Here is a 19926-nt window from a genome sequence, read left to right on the forward strand (position 1 = left end):
GGTTTATCGCCAGACTGTCCCCTCTATTCTGGAGGGACCTATGGCACTGCACTCGACGCGCTGGCTGGCGCTCGGCTACTTCACCTATTTTTTCAGCTACGGCATTTTTCTGCCCTTCTGGAGCGTGTGGCTTAAAGGCGTCGGCCTGTCGCCGGAAGCGATTGGTATTCTGCTCGGCACCGGGCTGGTGGCGCGCTTTCTCGGCAGCCTCACCATTGCTCCCCGGGTGACCGATCCCTCGCGGCTTATTGGCGTGTTGCGCCTGCTGGCGTTACTGTCTCTGCTGTGCGTGCTCGCCTTTTGGTTCGATACCCGCTTTGCCGCGCTGATGGCGGTAATGATCGGCTTTAACCTGTTTTTCTCACCGCTGGTGCCGCTTACCGACGCGCTGGCGAACACCTGGCAAAAGCAGATAACCATGGACTACGGCCGGGTGCGGCTGTGGGGCTCGGTGGCGTTTGTGATCGGTTCGGCGCTGGTGGGCAAGCTGGTGAGCCTGTTTGACTACCGGGCGATCCTGACGCTGCTTAGCCTCTCGGTAGCCTCCATGCTACTGGGGATGCTGATCAGGCCGACGGTGCTGCCCCAGGGGGAATCCCGCCATCAGGCGGCGACAGGCTGGCCGGCCTGGCGGGCGCTGGTGGCGCAAAACGGGCGTTTTCTCGCCTGCGTGTGCCTGCTGCAGGGGGCGCACGCCGCCTACTATGGTTTTAGCGCCATTTACTGGCAGGGCGCGGGGTACTCGGCCTCCGCGGTCGGGTATCTGTGGTCGCTTGGCGTGGTGGCAGAAGTGATTATCTTTGCGGTGAGTAAAAAAGCCTTTAGCCGCTTCAGCGCGCGGGATCTGCTGCTGATCTCCTGCCTGTGCGGCGTGGTGCGCTGGGGAATGATGGGCTGGACTACCGCGCTGCCGTGGCTGATTGTCGTGCAGATTTTACACTGTGGTACATTCACCGTGTGCCACCTGGCGGCCATGCGCTATATCGCCGCGCGCCAGGTCAGCGAGGTTATCCGCCTTCAGGCGGTCTATTCCGCCGTGGCAATGGGCGGCAGCATCGCCATTATGACCGTGTTTGCCGGCTTCCTGTATCAGCACCTGCACCAGGGCGTGTTCTGGGTTATGGCGCTGGTGGCCCTGCCAGCCGCTCTGGTACGCCCGAAAGTAAACGCTCAGGTGCGCGTCTCCAGCATCTGACAAATGTGCTGCCGCTGCCGGACGCTGAGCGGTTCCGCCGCGTGAATCAGCGGCGGTGAAAACAGCGGCAGGGCAACGGCATAGGGCGTCACCACCAGCGCAACGCCTTTGGGTGCTCCCTCCCGCTCAAACGTCGCCAGCGTCTGCTGCCGGATGTTGAGCGGCAGCAGCGTCAGCTCCCGCAGCTGCTGTTCAAGTTCCTGTTCCAGGGCGCTGTTATCCCCGGTCAGCAGCAGGATCTCTTTCTCCTGCAGGTCGCTCTCCTGCATCAGCCACGCGCCAAAAATAATGGCGACCAGTCCAAGCTCTTCAGCGGAGAAGCGCAGCCCGTAATAGGCTTCAAACGGCGCCATCGCTGCCTGAGTGGTGCGCATCAGCCGGGGATAAAGACGCTGGGCCCCTTCCGGCAGGCCGGCATCAATCCCGATGCCGTACAGGGCGCGGTTAGTCGCTTGGGCAATATGAATATAGAGTCTGTCGCGCAGCCGGGCGCGGTTGTTAAAAGGCTGGCCGGAGAGCTGCTGAAAGCGGTCAATAAGCTGGTTGATGGCGCGATACAGGCGCACCTCCTGGGTATGGCTATCGCGCTGCGGATCCGGTACTTTCAGCATCATGAACAGCAGGGCAAGAAACAGGTGCTCGTCCGGATGGGCGTCCTGCAGGGTTCTGCGCTGCCAGTGGCGGGCTATTTCCGCCGCCACCTGATACTCCGCGCTGTTCCGCGCCCGGCGCCGCTGGGCGTCGCTGAACACTGGTGCATTCTGCGGATGCTGCTGAAGCAGGCAATATTGCAGGTAGAGGCGTAAAAAATCGCAATCCCGGGCATCAAAGCGGCGGTTGAGGTTGCGGCTGCAGCGGTTAACCAGCGCACGGAGATTAGTGTCATCGTACAGAATGCGCGAAATGCCGGCCTCTTTAAGGCGCATTTTTAACGATGGCGCAAAATGCGTAACAATAAACTCCGGGCAAACGCGCAGGCTGCGCCGCAGCCAGTGAAGCAGGCACAGGCGCTGATCGAGTGCGGTGCCTTCGAGATGCAGGCGGCCATCATCGCGGGTCACGATTTCCAGCCGGTGGGTGCGGCGCAGCTCGTCCAGCGTTTCGGCAAGATCCGCGTCAGCGGTCGCATCATTCACATTATTGATCCGGCAAATGCTGCCCGCCGTGACGGCGCGGTCGGGCAGATAGAGCATCAACAGGATCTGGCAGCGGCGCTGGGGACTGGAAAGCGCAGATGGCTTTTCGGTCACGGTCATCATCTGTCATATTCCAGTGGTTTTTTTGATAAGCGTAGCTAAGGCTGCGAGGTCCGACAGGCGAGCCCGGCGTGTTTAGGCAAGGATTGCGGGAGTCAGTCACAGAATTTTTCACTGAGGATTTGATGACGAAAGCGAAATACATTCCGGCGCTGGCACTTTTCGCGCTGTTATCGGGCCAGGCGAGCGCGCATCCCCACAGCTTTATAGCCATGCGCAGCGAGCTTGTGGCCAGCGGCGGCAGCCTGACGGCGGTCAACATGCGCTGGACGATGGATGAAATAACGTCTGCGGACCTGCTGTACGATGCCGGAAATGCGAAGCCCGGGGATGAAATCTGGAAAAAGCTGGCGGCGGAGGTGATGGCAAATGTGCTCGGGCAGCACTACTTTACCGAGATCTGGCGCGGCGGAAAAAAGGTGAAATTCGAAAACCGCCCGTCGGCGTACGCGCTTGCCAGAGAGGGACACAAGGCGGTGCTGACGTTTACTCTGCCGCTGGCCGTCCCGCAGCCGCTTGCCGCCGCGAGCTACGCCTTCGCCACCTTCGATCCCACCTATTTTGTCGATATGCACTATGACCGTGATGCTGATGTTACGCTGGGCCCCGGCTTTCCCGCCGGCTGTACGCTGAAAGTCGTCACCCCGAAGCCGAATGAAAACCTTACTGCCTACGCGCTGTCTCTCGATAAGGCCGACGCACCCCCGGAGGATATGGATTTGGGTAAACAATTTGCGCAGCAGGTGAATTTAACATGTCAGTAATCGCCTCTCCCACTACCGTTTCCCGCCGCTGGCGGGATCTCTGGCCGCTGGTGCTGTTTTTGCTGCTAATGCTCGGCGGCGGGGCATGGCTGTTTCACGCCTGGCCGGAGGTGATGCTGAAAAGCATTGTCTGGCAGCGGGAGGTTAATCAGCAGATGAGCGCGCTGCTGCAGGCGGTGGCGGCAAATCCTGCCCGCGCGGGCGGTACGCTGCTGGCCTTCAGCTTTGTGTACGGCGTGCTGCACGCGCTAGGGCCGGGGCACGGCAAGGTGGTTATCACGACATGGCTTGCCACTCATCCTTCAAAACTGAGAGAGGCCATCGGCCTGACGCTGGCGTCATCCCTGCTGCAGGGGCTGGTAGCGATCGCGCTGGTATTTATCGTGCTGACGCTGCTGGGGCTTCCGGCGCGCCAGCTGCATTTGAGCAGCTTTTGGCTGGAGAAGGGCAGTTACGCGCTGGTCGGCCTGTTGGGCGCAATGCTGTGCTGGCGGGCGATGAAAAAGCTGCGCGCGCTGTTGGCCAGGCCCTCCTATCGTGCTTTTACGCCGCACCACCAGCACCATGCTCATTGCGGCTGCGGCCACAGTCATCTCCCCGAGCCCGGTCAGCTGGGCGGTGGCCTGCGCGATCGCATGATGATCGTGATTTCAATGGGCATGCGGCCCTGTTCGGGCGCCATTATGGTGCTGCTGTTTAGTAAGGTTGTCGGCGTTTTTGGCTGGGGTATTGCGTCGGCGCTGGCGATGGCGGCGGGAACGTCAATCACTATTTCGTCGCTGGCGCTGCTGGTCCATAGTTTTCGCCGGCTGGCTGAAAAACTGAGCGAGAATAAAGCACCTGCGCGGTGGCGGCGGATTGGCTGGGCGACGCTGGGTTTGGCGGGGGGCGCGTTGCTGATTGCGGCGGCAGTAGTGATGTGGATGAGTGCAGTACCGGCCGCAAGAGGGCTGCGGCCGTTTTAAATTGCCGCCCGGCCTGCGGGCGGCGGCGCGATTAGCGCTTCAGCGCTTCGCTCAGTTCGTCACGCATGTTTGCCAGCATCGCTTTAACCACGCGCGGGTTGCCCGCGACGATATTGCCGGTCTGCATAAAGTTGTGGCCGCCGGTGAAGTCGCACACCAGCGAGCCGGCTTCGCGGGCGATCAGTTCGCCAGCTGCGAAGTCCCACGGCTTGAGGCCCAGTTCGAAGTAACCGTCAACGCGGCCGGCGGCCACGTAGCACAGATCCAGCGCGGCAGAGCCGGTGCGGCGGAAGTCCGCGCATTCGGTGAACAGCTTGCCGAGAATATTCATATAGGCGGTAGCGTGCTGCTTAGCTTTGAACGGGAAGCCGGTGGCCAGAATGGTGCCATCCAGATCGCGGGCGTTGCTGCCGCGCAGGCGATAACCGTTCAGCTGCGCGCCCTGGCCGCGGGTGGCGGTGTACAGCTCGTTGCGCATCGGATCGTAAACCACGCCGACTTCTGTACGGCCTTTAATGCGTACGGCGATAGAAACGGAAAAATGGGGGAGGCGCTTAACGAAGTTGGTGGTGCCATCCAGCGGATCGATAACCCACTGCACATCCTGATCTTCGCCTGCGTGCTCACCGCTTTCTTCGGTGATAATGGTGTGCTGCGGGTAAGATTTGCGAATGGTTTCGATAATAATGGCTTCGGCCGCTTTATCGACGTTAGTCACGAAATCATTGCTGCCTTTCTGGCTGGTCTCTACGCTATCTGGGGTTTCGTAGTGCTTGGCAATAACATTACCCGCCTTGCGCGCTGCGCGCACGGCGATGGTCAACATAGGATGTTGCATCGGTTACTCTCACTGGATGTTAAAGAACGGGAAAAACGGCGCATATCATAGCAGCGAATTCGGATTCTGTCCCGGCTTTATGCTAACATCGCCAAATAATCTGTCTTCGATGAAAAATCATGCTGCAAAATATTCGTATTGTCCTGGTAGAAACGTCCCACACCGGCAACATGGGCTCTGTGGCCCGCGCTATGAAAACCATGGGGTTAACCAACCTGTGGCTGGTCAATCCTCTCGTTGAGCCTGATTCGCAGGCCATTGCGCTTGCCGCAGGCGCCAGCGACGTCATCGGCAGTGCCCACATTGTTGATACCCTCGATGAAGCCCTTGCGGGCTGTAGTCTGGTGGTTGGCACAAGCGCGCGCTCCCGCACGCTGCCGTGGCCGATGCTCGATCCGCGCGAGTGCGGGCTTAAAAGCGTGGCGGAAGCCGCCCACGCGCCGGTGGCACTGGTGTTTGGCCGCGAGCGCGTTGGCCTGACTAATGAAGAACTGCAGAAGTGCCACTATCACGTTGCGATTGCTGCCAATCCGGAGTACAGCTCGCTGAATCTGGCAATGGCGGTGCAGGTTATCTCTTATGAAGTGCGCATGGCGTGGCTGGCGGCCCAGGAGAGCGGTGAAGCGCATCCGGCGCAGGACGAAGCGCCGTATCCGCTGGTGGACGATCTCGAACGCTTTTACGATCACCTCGAACAAACTCTGCTTAACACCGGCTTTATTCGCGCCAGCCACCCCGGTCAGGTAATGAATAAGCTGCGCCGCCTTTTTACCCGCGCGCGTCCTGAAAGCCAGGAACTGAATATTCTGCGCGGCATGCTGGCTTCAATTGAGCAGCCCAACAAGCAGAAATAGCAGACTCGTTCCGGCGCGCTAGCCCGCGCCGGTAGCTGACGGCGTCGGGTTATACCATTTCGGAAAAAGCTAATCACACAAAATGCTAAATACCTGAGTAAAACAGTCAAGTAAATAGTTGACCATTTTAGTCGGGAATGTCAGACTTGCCTTGCTATGCGATATATCTACATTTTAATAACAACCCCGGACAGGGGCGATTTGAGGCTAAGTAAGATATGAGACTGACATCTAAAGGGCGTTATGCCGTGACCGCAATGCTCGACGTTGCGCTCAACTCCGAAGCGGGCCCGGTACCGTTGGCTGATATTTCTGAACGTCAGGGAATTTCGCTTTCCTATCTGGAGCAGCTGTTCTCCCGCCTGCGCAAAAATGGACTTGTTTCCAGCGTTCGCGGCCCGGGCGGCGGCTACCTGCTAGGAAAGGACGCCGGCAGTATCGCGGTTGGCGAAGTGATCAGCGCTGTTGACGAATCTGTTGACGCAACCCGTTGCCAGGGTAAAGCGGGCTGCCAGGGTGGCGATAAGTGCCTGACCCACGCGCTGTGGCGCGACCTGAGCGACCGTCTGACCGGTTTCCTGAACAACATCACCCTCGGTGAGCTGGTGAACAACCAGGAAGTTCTGGACGTGTCCGATCGCCAGCACATCCATGAATCACAGCGCAGTACCCGCGCGCAGGACGCCATCAACGTCAAGCTGCGTGCCTAATAAAAAATAAGCGTAATATTCTTCGGGCTGGACTACCAGGGCAGCCCGAAGAGTTAAGCGTAAAAAGATTTAAGAATCAGGCCGGGCCCTTTACAGCCCGCTGACACGGCCGTACATCCAGCCGGTTGCCTGGTTCCTTGCATTGAGTGATGTACGGAGTTAAAGAGCAATGAAATTACCGATTTACCTCGATTACTCCGCAACCACGCCGGTAGACCCGCGTGTTGCCGAGAAAATGATGCAGTACCTGACACTGGACGGGACCTTTGGCAACCCGGCCTCCCGCTCACACCGTTTCGGCTGGCAGGCTGAAGAGGCAGTAGATATTGCCCGTAATCAAATTGCCGAGCTGGTCGGTGCCGACCCGCGCGAAATCGTCTTTACGTCCGGCGCGACCGAATCTGATAACCTGGCGATTAAAGGTGCTGCCAACTTTTATCAGAAGAAAGGCAAGCACATCATCACCAGCAAAACCGAGCATAAAGCGGTGCTGGATACCTGCCGCCAGCTGGAGCGTGAAGGGTTTGAAGTAACCTACCTCGCCCCGCAGCGCAACGGTATTATCGACCTTAAAGAGCTCGAAGCGGCGATGCGCGATGACACCATTCTGGTTTCCATCATGCACGTCAACAACGAAATCGGCGTAGTGCAGGATATCGCCACCATCGGCGAAATGTGCCGCGCCCGCGGTATCATCTACCACGTTGACGCAACCCAGAGCGTAGGCAAACTGCCTATCGACCTCAGCCAGTTAAAAGTTGACCTGATGTCCTTCTCCGGGCACAAAATCTACGGTCCGAAAGGCATCGGTGCGCTGTACGTGCGCCGCAAGCCGCGTATCCGTATTGAAGCCCAGATGCACGGCGGCGGGCACGAGCGCGGCATGCGTTCCGGGACGCTGCCGGTGCACCAGATTGTCGGTATGGGCGAAGCATATCGCATCGCCAAAGAGGAGATGGGTACCGAGATGGCCCGCCTGCGCACCTTGCGCAATCGCCTCTGGAACGGCATTAAAGATATGGAAGAGGTGTACCTTAACGGCGATCTCGAACAGGGCGCGCCCAATATCCTTAACGTCAGCTTCAACTATGTTGAAGGCGAGTCGCTGATCATGGCCCTGAAAGACCTGGCCGTCTCTTCCGGTTCTGCCTGTACTTCCGCAAGCCTTGAACCTTCCTACGTGCTGCGCGCGCTGGGAATGAACGACGAGCTGGCACACAGTTCAATTCGCTTCTCTTTAGGCCGTTTCACCACCGAAGAAGAGATCGACTACACCATCGCACTGGTGCAGAAATCCATCGGCCGCCTGCGCGACCTGTCTCCGCTGTGGGATATGTTTAAGCAGGGCGTGGATCTGAACACTATCGAATGGTCGCATCACTAATCGGAACCGACAGGAGAATTCATCATGGCTTACAGCGAAAAAGTAATCGATCACTACGAAAATCCGCGCAACGTGGGTTCCTTTGACAACAGCGACGAATCCGTCGGCAGCGGCATGGTCGGCGCACCAGCTTGCGGCGATGTGATGAAGCTACAGATTAAAGTGAACGATAGCGGTATTATTGAAGACGCGCGTTTCAAAACTTACGGCTGCGGCTCCGCCATTGCCTCCAGCTCCCTCATCACCGAGTGGGTTAAAGGTAAATCGCTCGACGAAGCGCAGGCTATCAAAAACACCGATATTGCCGAAGAGCTCGAGCTGCCGCCGGTTAAGATTCACTGCTCAATTCTGGCAGAGGACGCGATCAAAGCCGCGATTGCGGACTATAAAAGCAAACGTGAAGCAAAATAATTAAGAGTTGAGGTTTTTTATGTCGATTACCTTAAGCGACACAGCAGCAGCACGAGTTAACTCCTTCCTGACCAACCGCGGTAAAGGATTTGGCCTTCGTCTGGGGGTAAGAACCTCCGGTTGTTCAGGTATGGCCTACGTGCTGGAGTTTGTTGACGAGCCGGCGCCGGAAGATACGGTGTTTGAAGATAAAGGCGTTAAGGTTGTTATTGACGGTAAGAGCCTGCAATTTCTTGATGGCACCCAGCTGGACTTCGTCAAAGAAGGTCTCAACGAAGGATTTAAGTTTACCAATCCCAATGTTAAAGACGAGTGCGGCTGCGGCGAGAGCTTCAACGTTTAATCACGCCTAAGATAGCCCCACTGCGGCCTGCCGCCGTGGGGTTTGCTTTTTCAGAGATAGCTATGAATTACTTCACTCTCTTCGAACTGCCGGTCTCTTTTCATCTCGAACTTCCCCAACTGACCAGCCGCTTTCAGGATCTCCAGCGCCAGTTCCATCCGGATAAATTCGCCAGCCGCCCCGCGGCGCAACAGCTGGCAGCTGTTCAGCAGTCGGCGACAATCAATCAGGCCTGGCAAACCCTGCGCCATCCGCTCAGTCGCGCGGAGTATATTCTCTCCCTGCACGGTTTTGATCTTGCGAGCGAGCAGCACACGGTGCGCGACACGGCGTTTCTGATGGAGCAGCTGGAGCTGCGCGAAGAGCTGGACGAGATCGAAAAAGCAAAACAGAGCGAGCGGCTCGACGGCTTTATGCTGCGGGTGAAAAAAATGTACGACGTTCGTCTGCAGCAGATGGTAAGCGAACTCGACAATGAAGCGTGGGACGCGGCGGCAGATACCGTGCGCAAGCTGCGTTTTCTGGATAAACTGCGCGCTGCAGCAGAACAACTCGAAGAAAAGCTGCTCGACTTTTGACTTTCTGGAAGCTTAACCAACATGGCCTTATTACAAATTAGTGAGCCCGGCCTTAGCGCCGCGCCGCACCAGCGCAGGCTGGCGGCAGGTATCGATCTTGGCACCACCAACTCGCTGGTCGCCACCGTGCGCAGCGGCCAGGCCGAAACGCTGGCGGACGCCCGGGGACGGCATCTGCTGCCCTCCGTCGTCCACTATCGCGAGGACGGCTACGACGTCGGCTACGACGCGCGCGCCAACGCCGCGCAGGACCCGGTGAATACCGTCAGTTCGATAAAACGCCTCCTCGGGCGCTCTCTTACGGACGTGCAGACCCGTTACCCGCATCTGCCGTATCAGCTGCAGGCGAGTGAAAACGGCCTGCCGATGCTGGCGACCGCCGGCGGTCTGCTCAACCCCGTGCGTATTTCCGCCGACATTCTGAAAACGCTGTCCGCCCGCGCCAGCGAGGCCCTTGCGGGCGAGCTGGACGGGGTGGTAATCACCGTTCCAGCCTACTTTGATGATGCCCAGCGTCAGGGCACCAAAGATGCTGCCCGGCTGGCGGGGCTGCACGTGCTGCGCCTGCTCAACGAGCCTACCGCGGCGGCGATTGCCTACGGCCTCGACTCCGGTCAGGAGGGCGTCATCGCCGTCTACGATCTCGGCGGCGGCACTTTTGACATTTCTATTCTGCGCCTGAGCCGCGGCGTGTTCGAAGTACTGGCCACCGGCGGCGACTCGGCGCTGGGCGGCGACGACTTCGATCATCTGCTGGCGGATTTTATCCGCGAACAGGCCGGCATAGCCGATCGCAGCGACAACCGCGTGCAGCGCGAGCTGCTTGATGCCGCTACCGCGGCCAAAATTGCGCTTAGCGACGCCGACAGCGTCACCGTTTCAGTTGCCGGCTGGCAGGGCGAAATTACCCGCGCGCAGTTTGACGATCTGATCGCCGCGCTGGTGAAACGTACTCTGCTGTCCTGCCGTCGGGCGTTGAAAGATGCCGGGGTCGAGGCGAGCGACGTGCTTGAAGTGGTGATGGTCGGTGGTTCAACCCGCGTGCCGCTGGTGCGCGAGCGGGTCGGCGAGTTCTTTGGCCGTGCGCCGCTTACCGCTATCGACCCTGATAAAGTGGTCGCTATCGGCGCCGCGATCCAGGCCGATATCCTGGTGGGCAACAAGCCGGACAGCGAAATGCTGCTGCTGGACGTGCTGCCGCTCTCCCTCGGTCTTGAAACCATGGGCGGGCTGGTGGAGAAGGTTATCCCGCGCAATACCACCATTCCGGTGGCCCGCGCTCAGGAGTTCACCACCTTTAAAGACGGCCAGACCGCGATGTCCATCCACGTGATGCAGGGCGAGCGCGAGCTGGTTCAGGACTGCCGCTCGCTGGCGCGTTTTGCGCTGCGCGGCATTCCGGCGCTGCCCGCCGGCGGTGCGCATATCCGCGTCACCTTCCAGGTGGACGCTGACGGCCTGCTCAGCGTTACCGCCATGGAAAAATCCACCGGCGTGGAGTCCTCTATTCAGGTGAAGCCTTCTTACGGGCTGACCGACACTGAAATCGCGACCATGATTCAGGACTCCATGAGCTATGCCGATCGCGATGTGCAGGCGCGCATGCTGGCCGAGCAAAAAGTGGAAGCGGCCCGCGTGCTGGAGAGCCTGACCGGCGCTCTGGCGGCCGACGCCCATCTTTTACACCCCGAAGAACGTGAGCAGATTGACGCTGCGGCTGCTGCCCTGCAGACTGCGGCGGCAGGCGAAGATGCCGACGCCATAAAAGAAGCCATTAAAAATATCGACACACAAACCCAGGACTTTGCCGCACGCCGTATGGATCAGTCCGTACGCAAGGCGCTGAAAGGCCAGTCCGTCGACGAGGTTTAATATGCCTAAGATTGTTTTTCTGCCTCATCAGGATCTCTGTCCTAATGGCGCAGTTCTGGAAGCGAAAAGCGGTGAAACTATTCTCGACGTTGCCCTGCGCAACGGTATCGAAATCGAACACGCCTGCGAAATGTCGTGCGCCTGCACCACCTGCCACTGCGTGGTGCGCGAAGGTTTTGATTCTCTGCCGGAAAGCAGCGAGCTTGAAGATGACATGCTGGACAAAGCCTGGGGCCTGGAGCCCGAAAGCCGTCTGAGCTGCCAGGCGCGGGTCACCGATGAAGATCTGGTGGTCGAAATGCCGCGCTACACCATCAACCACGCACGCGAGCATTAATATGGCACTGAAATGGACCGACAGCCGCGACATCGGCGAGGCGCTGTACGATGCGTATCCGGATACCGACCCGAAAACGGTTCGCTTTACCGATCTGCACCAGTGGATCTGCGAGCTGGAGGATTTTGAGGATGATCCGAACGCATCCAATGAAAAAATTCTCGAAGCGATTCTGCTAGTCTGGCTGGACGAATACGCATAACAGAGCACTAATCTGGGCTGCCTTCGGGCGGCCCATTTAACAAGATAAGGATAATGACCATGACCGAGGCGATGAAGATTACGCTCTCTACCCAGCCTGCAGACGCGCGCTGGGGCGAAAAAGCCACTTACAGCATCAACGACAATGGAATCACCCTGCACCTGAACGGCCGGGACGACCTGGGACTTATCCAGCGCGCGGCGCGCAAAATTGACGGTCTCGGCATTAAGCACGTTGCCCTGAGCGGCGACGGCTGGGACGCAGATCGCAGCTGGGCCTTCTGGGCCGGTTATAAAGGGCCGAAAGGCAAGCGTCAGGTTGAGTGGGCCGAGCTGGATGACGCCCAGCGCGGCGAGCTGGATAACCGCCTGACCATTATCGACTGGGTTCGCGACACCATTAACGCGCCGGCGGAAGAACTCGGTCCTGAGCAGCTGGCGCAGCGCGCGGTGGATCTGCTGCATCTGGTGGCTGGCGAAAAGGTCAGCTACCGCATCACTAAAGGCGAAGATCTTCGCGATCAGAATTACATGGGCCTGCACACTGTCGGGCGCGGTTCCGAGCGTCCGCCGGTGCTGCTGGCGCTGGACTATAACCCGACCGGCGACGAAAGTGCCCCGGTATACGCCTGCCTGGTAGGCAAAGGTATCACCTTTGACTCCGGCGGCTACAGCCTCAAGCAGAGCGCGTTCATGGACTCCATGAAGTCCGATATGGGCGGCGCGGCCACCGTGACCGGCGCGCTGGCGTTTGCCATTACCCGCGGTCTGAACAAGCGCGTTAAGCTGTTCCTCTGCTGTGCCGACAACATGGTCAGCGGCAATGCCTTCAAGCTCGGCGACATCATTCACTACCGCAACGGCAAGAGCGTGGAAGTGATGAACACCGATGCGGAAGGGCGCCTGGTGCTGGCCGACGGCTTGATTGACGCCTCGGCGCAGAAGCCGTCCCTGATTATCGACGCGGCAACCCTGACCGGCGCAGCTAAAACCGCGCTGGGCAACGACTACCACGCGCTGTTCAGCTTTGACGATAAGCTGGTGAACCGCCTGATGGCGAGCGCCGCCGCCGAAAACGAGCCGTTCTGGCGCCTGCCGCTGGCCGAGTTCCACCGCAGCCAGCTGCCGTCTAACTTTGCCGAGCTGAACAATACCGGCAGCGCCACCTACCCGGCGGGGGCAAGCACCGCAGCAGGATTCCTGTCGCACTTCGTGGAGAACTACCGTGAAGGCTGGCTGCACATTGACTGCTCCGCAACCTACCGCAAAGCGGCCGTTGAACAATGGTCTGCGGGCGCGACCGGGCTGGGCGTGCGCACTATTGCCAATCTGCTCACCGCAGAGTAAGTCACTAACTTTCAGGCCGGGACGGCAGCCTGCCGCCCGGCCTTTATTCGTGTGAAAACCATGTCCGAAACGAAAAACGAATTAGAAACTTTGCTGGCGCAGGCGGCTACCGAACCCGCCCACCGTCCGGCCTTTTTCCGCACGCTGCTGGAGTCTACCGTCTGGGTGCCCGGCACTGCCGCCGAAGGCGAGCAGGTGGTAGAAGACAGCGCGCTCGATCTTCAGCACTGGGAAAAAGAGGACGGCACTTCGGCGATCCCTTTCTTCACGTCGCTGGAGGCGATGCAGCAGGCGGTCAGCGGCGAGCAGGCCTTCGTGGTGATGCCGGTGCGCACCCTGTTTGAAATGACCCTTGGCGAGACGCTGTTTCTCAACGCCCGCTTGCCCGCCGGAAAAGAGTTTACCCCGCGGGAAATCAGCCACCTGATTGGCGAAGAGGGAAATCCGCTCAGTACCCAGACTGTTCTCGAAGGCGGCGCGGCACTGCTGCTCTCAGAAGTGGCGGAGCCGCCCGCGCAGATGATTGATTCCCTGACGACACTGTTTAAGACGCTGAAAACCGTCAAGCGCGCCTTCCTGTGCTCGATAAAAGAGCAGGCCGACGAGCAGCCGAATCTGCTGATCGGTATTGAGGTGGAAGGAGACGTTGAGGAAGCGATTCAGGCGACCGGCAGCGTAGCGATGGATACTCTGCCCGGCGATGAGCCGGTGGACGTATGCCTGGTAGCCGAAGGTGAGCCGGGCATCAGTCACTTTATGCTGGCACACATCACGCCGTTTTATGAGAAGCGCTGGGGCAGCTTCCTGCGGGATTTCAAGCAGAACCGGATTATCTGATGCGGCGGCCTGCCCGCGATTACGGGCAGGCCGCTTATGTTATGGATCAAAGGGTTATCGTGCAGCCGGCGCGACCGGTAAATCTTCCCGCGCGCCCCATTCACTCCACGAACCGTCATACAGCGTTACATCCTGCGCGCCGAGCGTTGCCAGCGCCAGCACCACTACCGCCGCCGTAACGCCGGAGCCGCAGCTGGCGATAATGGGCTGGTGCAGATCGATACCCTGCTTGTGGAACAGCGCCGCCAGCTCATCTGTCGTTTTCAGTTCGCCGTTCTCCACCAGTTCGTTCCAGGGCACGTTTTTAGCGCCGGGAATGTGGCCGCGCCGCAGGCCCGGGCGCGGCTCGTCGGCTTCGGCCAGAAAGCGCGGGGCGGGACGGGCGTCAACCAGCTGAACGTTGCCTTCGTGGCTGGCGAGCAGTACCTCAGGCAGGCGCCTGATATTCTCAGCCGCAAACTTTACCTCAAATTCGCCTTCCGGCAGTTCAACGCTGCCCGTCTCCGGCAGCAGCTCGTCTCTCAGCCAGCCGGCCAGACCGCCCGCCAGAATCGACACATTCTCCACGCCGAAAGTGCGTAGCATCCACCACGCGCGCGGTGCCGAAAAAAGCGAGCCGTCATCGTAGACCACCAGATGTTTATCGCTGTCGATCCCCAGCTCGCGCATGGCGACGGCGAAGGCTTCAGGGCGCGGCATCATGTGCGGCAGCGGGCTGGTGCGATCGGACAGGGCTTCAATATCGAAAAACACCGCGCCCGGCAGGTGGCCTGCGCGATACTCTGCTGCAATATCGCGATCGTTCTGACCCGGCGGTGCCATGCGGGCATCGAGGATCTGTATCTGCGGATCGTTAATGTGCTCGGCCAGCCAGTCGGCGGCGACAAAAAAAGAGGTGCTCATGGTTCTCTCCATTGACCTGTAGGTAAACAGATTGTCGGTGTTTTTGCCGCAAGCGCAAGGGCGCGACGCGGCATCTGCGAAAATGAGCAGTCTTTTTGCGCACTTGTAAAAAAGTGTATTACGCATACTATTGCATCACTAAAAAATGAAAGGCTCTGGGGCCGGGGGTTACAGGATGAAACCGTTTCGTTTAGCAGCGCTGTCGCTGGCGCTGCTTACCGCATTTACGCTGGCAGGCTGCGATAACAGCAGCGATCAACCGCAGGCGGCGAAGCCCGCAGCACCCGCTGAAACCGCGGAACAGCCCGCGCCGGTCAAACCCGATCCGGCCAAACTGCAGGCGCTGGCGGCGCAAAGCCAGGGCCGGGCGCTGACTCTGCTTGATGCGTCAGAAGTTCAGCTCGACGGCGCAGCCACGCTGGTGCTGACCTTTTCCGTCCCTCTCGATCCGAATCAGGACTTTTCAAGCGTTGCTCACCTGGTGGATACCAAAAGCGGCAAAGTGGACGGCGCCTGGGAGCTGGCGCCGAACCTGAAAGAGCTGCGCATGCGCCATCTGGAGCCAAAGCGCAGCCTGGTGTTGACCGTCGATCCAGGGCTTATCGCGCTTAATAAAAATACCCTCGGCGAAAGCCTGGAGAAAAAACTGACAACCCGCGACGTTCAGCCCAGCGTTGGCTTTGCCAGCCGCGGCTCGCTGCTGCCGGGGAAAGTGATCGCCGGCCTGCCGGTGATGGCCCTCAACGTCGATAACGTTGACGTTAACTTCTTCCGGGTGAAGCCCGAATCGCTGGCGTCTTTTATTAGTCGCTGGGAATACCGCAGCTCGGTCAGCAACTGGGAATCGGAAGAGCTGCTGAAAATGGCGGATCTGGTCTACACCGGCCGCTTCGATCTGGATCCGCAGCGCAATACCCGCGAAAAGCTGCTGCTGCCGCTGAGTGATATCAAACCGCTGCAGCAGGCGGGTGTTTATATCGCAGTGATGAATCAGGCAGGGCACTACAGCTACAGCAACGCCGCCACGCTCTTTACGCTGAGCGATCTCGGCGTGTCTGCCCACCGCTACCACAATCGTCTTGACGTCTTTACCCAGAGCCTCGAGAGCGGCGCCGCGCAGTCCGGCATCGACGTGCAGCTGCTCAATGAGAAGGGGCAGACCCTGGCGCAGGCCACCAGCGACGGTCAGGGGCACGTAACCCTTGAAACCGACAAAAACGCCGCGCTGCTGCTGGCCCGCAAAGACGGGCAGACCACGCTGCTGGATCTCAAGCTGCCCGCGCTGGATCTGGCGGAGTTTGATATCGCCGGCGCGCCGGGCTACAGCAAGCAGTTTTTCATGTTTGGCCCGCGTGACCTCTATCGTCCCGGCGAGACGGTAATCGTCAACGGGCTGCTGCGCGACAGTGACGGCAAGCCGCTGGCGGATCAGCCGGTGAAGCTGGAAGTTGTTCAGCCTGACGGCCAGGTGATCCGCACCGTGATGAGTAATGCGGTCAACGGCCTCTATCAGCTGAGCTGGCCGCTTAGCGCCACCGCCGCGACCGGCATGTGGCATATTCGCGCCAGCACCGGCGATAACCAGGCGCGCGAGTGGGATTTCCACGTTGAAGACTTTATGCCCGAGCGCATGAAGCTGACGCTGACGCCGGAAAAAGACCCGGTTGCGCCAAATGCCGACGTAAGTTTTGCAGTCGCGGGGGACTATCTGTACGGCGCGCCCGCCGGCGGCAACACGCTGCAGGGCAAACTGTTCCTGCGCCCGCTGCGCGACGCCGTGGCCGCGCTTCCCGGCTTCCAGTTCGGTGATATCGCCGAGGAGAACCTTTCCCGCACCCTGGATGAAGTGGAGCTCAAGCTCGACGCCCAGGGGCGCGGCGATATCAGCCTCGAAAGCCAGTGGCAGCAAACCCATTCGCCGCTGCAGGTTATCCTGCAGGCGAGCCTGCTGGAATCCGGCGGTCGTCCGGTGAGCCGCCGCGCGGTACAGCCGATCTGGCCGGCGGAGGCGCTTGCGGGCATTCGCCCGCAGTTCGCCAGCAAGCCGGTCTACAACTACCGCACCGACACCACCACCAGCCAGCCGATGGTGGATGATAACAGCAGCGCCGGATTCGATATTGTCTACGCCGACGCGAAGGGCAACAAAAAAGCGGTCAGCGATCTGCAGGTGCGGCTGATCCGCGAGCGTCGCGACTACTACTGGAACTGGTCCGACAGCGAGGGCTGGCAATCCCAGTACGATCAAAAAGATCTGGTTGAGGGCGAAACCAGCCTGAACCTGAAAGCCGATGAAGTCGGCAACGTCAGTTTCCCGGTGGAGTGGGGCGCCTATCGTCTGGAAGTGAAAGGGCCGGACGATACCGTCAGCAGCCTGCGCTTCTGGGCGGGCTACAGCTGGCAGGACAACAGCGGCGGCAGCGGCGCGGCGCGTCCGGATCGCGTCACCATGAAGCTCGATAAACCCGCCTATAAGCCGGGCGATACCATCAAGCTGCACCTGGACGCCCCGGCGGCGGGTAAAGGCTATGCGATGGTTGAGTCCAGCGAAGGGCCGCTGTGGTGGCAGGAAATTAATGTGCCCGCCGGCGGTACGGATCTCGATATTCCGGTAGATCGGGCGTGGAACCGTCACGATCTCTATCTCAGCGCGCTGGTGGTTCGCTCCGGTGATAAATCCAAATCAGCCACGCCCAAGCGCGCGGTAGGCCTGCTGCATCTGCCGCTGGGGGATGAAAGTCGCCGCCTGACGCTGGCGCTGGATGCGCCGGCGAAAATGCGCCCCGACCAGCCGCTGACGGTGAAAATCAAAGCCAGCAGCAAGAGCGGCTCGGTGCCGAAGCAGGTTAACGTGCTGGTCTCCGCGGTAGACAGCGGCGTGCTGAACATTACCGATTACGCTACGCCGGATCCGTGGAATGCCTTCTTTGGTCAGAAGCGCTACGGCGCAGATATCTATGATATTTATGGTCAAGTGATCGAAGGGCAGGGTCGCCTTGCCAGCCTGCGCTTCGGCGGCGACGGGGACGAGCTGCAGCGGGGCGGAAAACCGCCGGTCAATCACGTTAACATCGTGGCGCAGCAGGCCCAGCCAGTGCAGCTTGACGATAACGGCGAGGGCAGCGTGACGCTGCCCATCGGCGACTTTAACGGCGAACTGCGGGTTATGGCCCAGGCATGGACCGCCGACGATTTTGGCAGCAGCGACAGCAAAGTGGTGGTTGCCGCACCGGTGATTGCCGAACTGAGCGCGCCGCGCTTCCTCGCGGGCGGAGACAGCAGCCGCCTGGCGCTGGATCTCAGCAATCTGACCGATCGTCCGCAGACGCTGAACGTCGAACTCGGCAGCAGCGGCATGCTGCAGGTGCAGGGCGGCCAGCCGCAGCCGGTCACGCTGGCCCCGGGTCAGCGCTCAACCCTGTTTGTGCCGGTTAACGCGAAGCCGGGCTTTGGCGACGGCGAAGTGACTGCTGTAGTCAGCGGCCTGACGCTGCCGGGTGAAAACATCACCCCGCTGCGTAAAAGCTGGAAGATCGGCGTGCGTCCGGCTTTCCCGGCGCAGACCGTTAACAGCGGTATTGCCCTACAGCCCGGTGAAAGCTGGCACGCGCCGGCCTCGCATCTCGAAGGGTTCTCGCCGACTACCCTGGAAGGCCAGCTGCTGTTTAGCGCAAAACCGCCGCTCAACCTCGGACGCTATATCCGCGAGCTGAAAGCCTATCCTTACGGCTGTCTGGAGCAGACCACCAGCGGCCTCTTCCCGCAGCTGTACACCAGCGCCGCGCAGCTAAAAGCGCTGGGTATCAAGGGCGACAGCGACGCCAGCCGCCGTGACGCCATCGATCTAGGCATTTCCCGCCTGCTGCAGATGCAGCGCAGCGACGGCGGTTTCGGTCTATGGAGTAGAGAGAGCCCGGAAGAGTACTGGCTGACCGCCTATGTAATGGATTTCCTGACCCGCGCCAGCGAGCAGGGCTACAGCGTTCCGGCGGAGAGCCTCACCAAAGGCAACAATCGCCTGCTGCGCTATCTCCAGCAGCCGTCGCTGATGACCCTGCGCTACAGCAGCGACAGCGCCGCCAGCCGCTTTGCCGTACAGGGCTACGCCGCGCTGGTGCTGGCCCGTCAGCAGAAGGCGCCGCTGGGCGCGCTGCGCGAAGTCTGGGAGCGTCGCAGTCAGGCAAAAGCCGGCCTGCCGCTGATGCAGCTGGGCCTGGCGCTGAACCTGATGGGTGATGCACAGCGCGGCTCTCAGGCTATTGAGCTGGGGCTGAAAACCTCGCGCCAGACGCAAAACAGCTGGCTTGGGGACTACGGCAGCGAGATGCGCGACAGCGCGTTGATGCTCAGCTTGCTGGAAGAGAACAAGCTGCTGCCGCAGGCGCAAAATACGCTGCTCAATACGCTGTCAGAGCAGGCATTTAGCCAGAACTGGCTCTCCACCCAGGAGCTGAACGCCCTGTTCCTCGCAGCGAAAGGGCTACAGAATCTGCCGGGCAGCTGGCAGGCGCAAACTTCCCTGCAGGCAGCGCCGCTGGGCGGCGACGTTTCGCAAACGCGCAGCCTGAATGCGGAAGAGCTTGCCTCCCTGAACGTGACCAATACCGGTACGCAGCCGCTGTGGCTGCGCCTGGACAGCAGCGGCTATCCGCAGACCGCGCCGCAGCCGTCCAGCAACGTACTGCAGATTGAGCGCCGGTTCCTTGATGCTAACGGCCAGCCTCTATCTCTCTCTTCGCTGCGCAGCGGCGAGCTGGTACTGGTTCATCTGCTGGTTAAAGCCACCCAGAGCGTACCGGATGCGCTGGTGGTCGACCTGCTGCCTGCCGGTCTGGAGCTGGAAAACCAGAATCTGGCCAGCAGCAGCGCCAGCCTGCAGGATAACGGCGCGCAGGTGCAGAACCTGCTTAATCAGATGCAGCAGTCGGATATCCAGCACATCGAGTTTCGCGATGACCGCTTTGTGGCCGCGGTGGCGGTGAAGCGCTGGGAGCCGGTGACGCTGGTTTACCTGGCCCGCGCCGTCACGCCGGGGACTTATGAAGTGCCGGTGCCGCAGGTCGAGTCGATGTACGTACCGCAGTGGCGCGCTACCGGCGCTGCCAGCGGGCCGCTGATCGTCAAGCCGTAA

General features: G+C 60.1%; 18 protein-coding genes. 15 read left to right on the forward strand and 3 right to left on the reverse strand.

Annotated elements, in window-relative coordinates:
* Window positions 1-40 precede the first annotated feature (40 nt).
* Complete coding sequence (locus QZ766_RS10230) at window positions 41-1195, forward strand: 3-phenylpropionate MFS transporter (protein ID WP_297201494.1); 1155 nt, start codon at window positions 41-43, stop codon at window positions 1193-1195.
* Here the strand turns inward: QZ766_RS10230 and csiE are convergent.
* Window positions 1171-2454: a stationary phase inducible protein CsiE gene (csiE, locus tag QZ766_RS10235; RefSeq protein WP_297201155.1), complete on the reverse strand. Its 1284-nt coding sequence runs from the start codon at window positions 2452-2454 to the stop codon at window positions 1171-1173. The genes QZ766_RS10230 and csiE overlap by 25 nt on opposite strands.
* A 122-nt stretch (window positions 2455-2576) precedes the next feature.
* Between csiE and QZ766_RS10240 the strand changes: the two genes are divergently transcribed.
* Together QZ766_RS10240 and QZ766_RS10245 are read left to right on the forward strand one after the other, a co-directional pair.
* Window positions 2577-3215, forward strand: a complete 639-nt coding sequence (locus tag QZ766_RS10240; RefSeq protein WP_297201158.1) for a DUF1007 family protein — start codon at window positions 2577-2579, stop codon at window positions 3213-3215.
* Window positions 3206-4180 (forward strand): nickel/cobalt transporter, encoded by a 975-nt coding sequence (locus tag QZ766_RS10245; protein ID WP_297201161.1) that lies wholly within the window; start codon window positions 3206-3208, stop codon window positions 4178-4180. Before QZ766_RS10240 ends, QZ766_RS10245 begins: the two co-directional genes overlap by 10 nt.
* 31 nt (window positions 4181-4211) lie before the next feature.
* On the opposite strand, the gene suhB is transcribed toward QZ766_RS10245, so the two are convergent.
* The gene (gene suhB, locus QZ766_RS10250; protein WP_297201164.1) at window positions 4212-5018 is read right to left on the reverse strand and encodes an inositol-1-monophosphatase; all 807 of its coding nucleotides are present in this window, start codon (window positions 5016-5018) and stop codon (window positions 4212-4214) included.
* Between the two features lie 119 nt (window positions 5019-5137).
* Between suhB and trmJ the strand changes: the two genes are divergently transcribed.
* The 11 genes from trmJ to sseB all read left to right on the forward strand — a co-directional run bounded on the left by trmJ (window position 5138) and on the right by sseB (window position 13892).
* Window positions 5138-5872, forward strand: a complete 735-nt coding sequence (gene trmJ, locus QZ766_RS10255) for a tRNA (cytosine(32)/uridine(32)-2'-O)-methyltransferase TrmJ (RefSeq protein WP_297201167.1) — start codon at window positions 5138-5140, stop codon at window positions 5870-5872.
* A 218-nt stretch (window positions 5873-6090) separates the two neighbouring features.
* Window positions 6091-6582: a Fe-S cluster assembly transcriptional regulator IscR gene (gene iscR / locus QZ766_RS10260; protein WP_297201169.1), complete on the forward strand. Its 492-nt coding sequence runs from the start codon at window positions 6091-6093 to the stop codon at window positions 6580-6582.
* Window positions 6583-6751: 169 nt separating this feature from the next.
* The gene (gene iscS / locus QZ766_RS10265; RefSeq protein ID WP_297201172.1) at window positions 6752-7966 is read left to right on the forward strand and encodes a cysteine desulfurase; all 1215 of its coding nucleotides are present in this window, start codon (window positions 6752-6754) and stop codon (window positions 7964-7966) included.
* Between the two features lie 24 nt (window positions 7967-7990).
* The gene (gene iscU / locus QZ766_RS10270; RefSeq protein ID WP_297201174.1) at window positions 7991-8377 is read left to right on the forward strand and encodes a Fe-S cluster assembly scaffold IscU; all 387 of its coding nucleotides are present in this window, start codon (window positions 7991-7993) and stop codon (window positions 8375-8377) included.
* Between the two features lie 19 nt (window positions 8378-8396).
* Window positions 8397-8720, forward strand: coding sequence for an iron-sulfur cluster assembly protein IscA (gene iscA / locus QZ766_RS10275; protein WP_297201178.1), 324 nt, complete (start codon window positions 8397-8399; stop codon window positions 8718-8720).
* Between the two features lie 62 nt (window positions 8721-8782).
* Window positions 8783-9298, forward strand: coding sequence for a co-chaperone HscB (gene hscB / locus QZ766_RS10280; protein WP_297201180.1), 516 nt, complete (start codon window positions 8783-8785; stop codon window positions 9296-9298).
* A gap of 21 nt (window positions 9299-9319) precedes the next feature.
* Entirely contained in the window at window positions 9320-11170 is a 1851-nt protein-coding gene (gene hscA, locus QZ766_RS10285) for a Fe-S protein assembly chaperone HscA (protein ID WP_297201183.1), read from the forward strand.
* A gap of 1 nt (window position 11171) precedes the next feature.
* On the forward strand, window positions 11172-11507 hold the full coding sequence (gene fdx, locus QZ766_RS10290) for an ISC system 2Fe-2S type ferredoxin (RefSeq protein ID WP_297201185.1): 336 nt from the start codon (window positions 11172-11174) through the stop codon (window positions 11505-11507).
* Between the two features lies 1 nt (window position 11508).
* Window positions 11509-11709 carry a Fe-S cluster assembly protein IscX gene (gene iscX, locus QZ766_RS10295; protein ID WP_297201188.1) on the forward strand — a complete coding sequence of 67 codons (201 nt, stop codon included), beginning with the start codon at window positions 11509-11511 and terminating at the stop codon, window positions 11707-11709.
* 59 nt (window positions 11710-11768) lie between these two features.
* Entirely contained in the window at window positions 11769-13055 is a 1287-nt protein-coding gene (gene pepB, locus QZ766_RS10300) for an aminopeptidase PepB (protein WP_297201497.1), read from the forward strand.
* Between the two features lie 60 nt (window positions 13056-13115).
* Complete coding sequence (gene sseB, locus QZ766_RS10305; RefSeq protein WP_297201190.1) at window positions 13116-13892, forward strand: enhanced serine sensitivity protein SseB; 777 nt, start codon at window positions 13116-13118, stop codon at window positions 13890-13892.
* A 54-nt stretch (window positions 13893-13946) separates the two neighbouring features.
* On the opposite strand, the gene sseA is transcribed toward sseB, so the two are convergent.
* A complete protein-coding gene (gene sseA, locus QZ766_RS10310; protein WP_297201193.1) occupies window positions 13947-14795 on the reverse strand; it encodes a 3-mercaptopyruvate sulfurtransferase in 849 nt (282 codons plus the stop codon).
* Window positions 14796-14970: 175 nt separating this feature from the next.
* On the opposite strand from sseA, the gene QZ766_RS10315 reads away from it, so the two are divergent.
* A complete protein-coding gene (locus QZ766_RS10315) occupies window positions 14971-19926 on the forward strand; it encodes an alpha-2-macroglobulin (protein ID WP_297201197.1) in 4956 nt (1651 codons plus the stop codon).

Source organism: uncultured Pluralibacter sp., from assembly GCF_913775985.1.
Classification (GTDB): Bacteria; Pseudomonadota; Gammaproteobacteria; order Enterobacterales; family Enterobacteriaceae; genus Pluralibacter.

Coding starts and splice junctions, on each gene's coding strand:
- QZ766_RS10230 (WP_297201494.1), top strand. CDS start 41: ATGGCACTGCACTCGACGCGCTGGCTGGCGCTCGGCTACTTCACCTAT.
- csiE (WP_297201155.1), bottom strand. CDS start 2,454: ATGATGACCGTGACCGAAAAGCCATCTGCGCTTTCCAGTCCCCAGCGC.
- QZ766_RS10240 (WP_297201158.1), top strand. CDS start 2,577: ATGACGAAAGCGAAATACATTCCGGCGCTGGCACTTTTCGCGCTGTTA.
- QZ766_RS10245 (WP_297201161.1), top strand. CDS start 3,206: ATGTCAGTAATCGCCTCTCCCACTACCGTTTCCCGCCGCTGGCGGGAT.
- suhB (WP_297201164.1), bottom strand. CDS start 5,018: ATGCAACATCCTATGTTGACCATCGCCGTGCGCGCAGCGCGCAAGGCG.
- trmJ (WP_297201167.1), top strand. CDS start 5,138: ATGCTGCAAAATATTCGTATTGTCCTGGTAGAAACGTCCCACACCGGC.
- iscR (WP_297201169.1), top strand. CDS start 6,091: ATGAGACTGACATCTAAAGGGCGTTATGCCGTGACCGCAATGCTCGAC.
- iscS (WP_297201172.1), top strand. CDS start 6,752: ATGAAATTACCGATTTACCTCGATTACTCCGCAACCACGCCGGTAGAC.
- iscU (WP_297201174.1), top strand. CDS start 7,991: ATGGCTTACAGCGAAAAAGTAATCGATCACTACGAAAATCCGCGCAAC.
- iscA (WP_297201178.1), top strand. CDS start 8,397: ATGTCGATTACCTTAAGCGACACAGCAGCAGCACGAGTTAACTCCTTC.
- hscB (WP_297201180.1), top strand. CDS start 8,783: ATGAATTACTTCACTCTCTTCGAACTGCCGGTCTCTTTTCATCTCGAA.
- hscA (WP_297201183.1), top strand. CDS start 9,320: ATGGCCTTATTACAAATTAGTGAGCCCGGCCTTAGCGCCGCGCCGCAC.
- fdx (WP_297201185.1), top strand. CDS start 11,172: ATGCCTAAGATTGTTTTTCTGCCTCATCAGGATCTCTGTCCTAATGGC.
- iscX (WP_297201188.1), top strand. CDS start 11,509: ATGGCACTGAAATGGACCGACAGCCGCGACATCGGCGAGGCGCTGTAC.
- pepB (WP_297201497.1), top strand. CDS start 11,769: ATGACCGAGGCGATGAAGATTACGCTCTCTACCCAGCCTGCAGACGCG.
- sseB (WP_297201190.1), top strand. CDS start 13,116: ATGTCCGAAACGAAAAACGAATTAGAAACTTTGCTGGCGCAGGCGGCT.
- sseA (WP_297201193.1), bottom strand. CDS start 14,795: ATGAGCACCTCTTTTTTTGTCGCCGCCGACTGGCTGGCCGAGCACATT.
- QZ766_RS10315 (WP_297201197.1), top strand. CDS start 14,971: ATGAAACCGTTTCGTTTAGCAGCGCTGTCGCTGGCGCTGCTTACCGCA.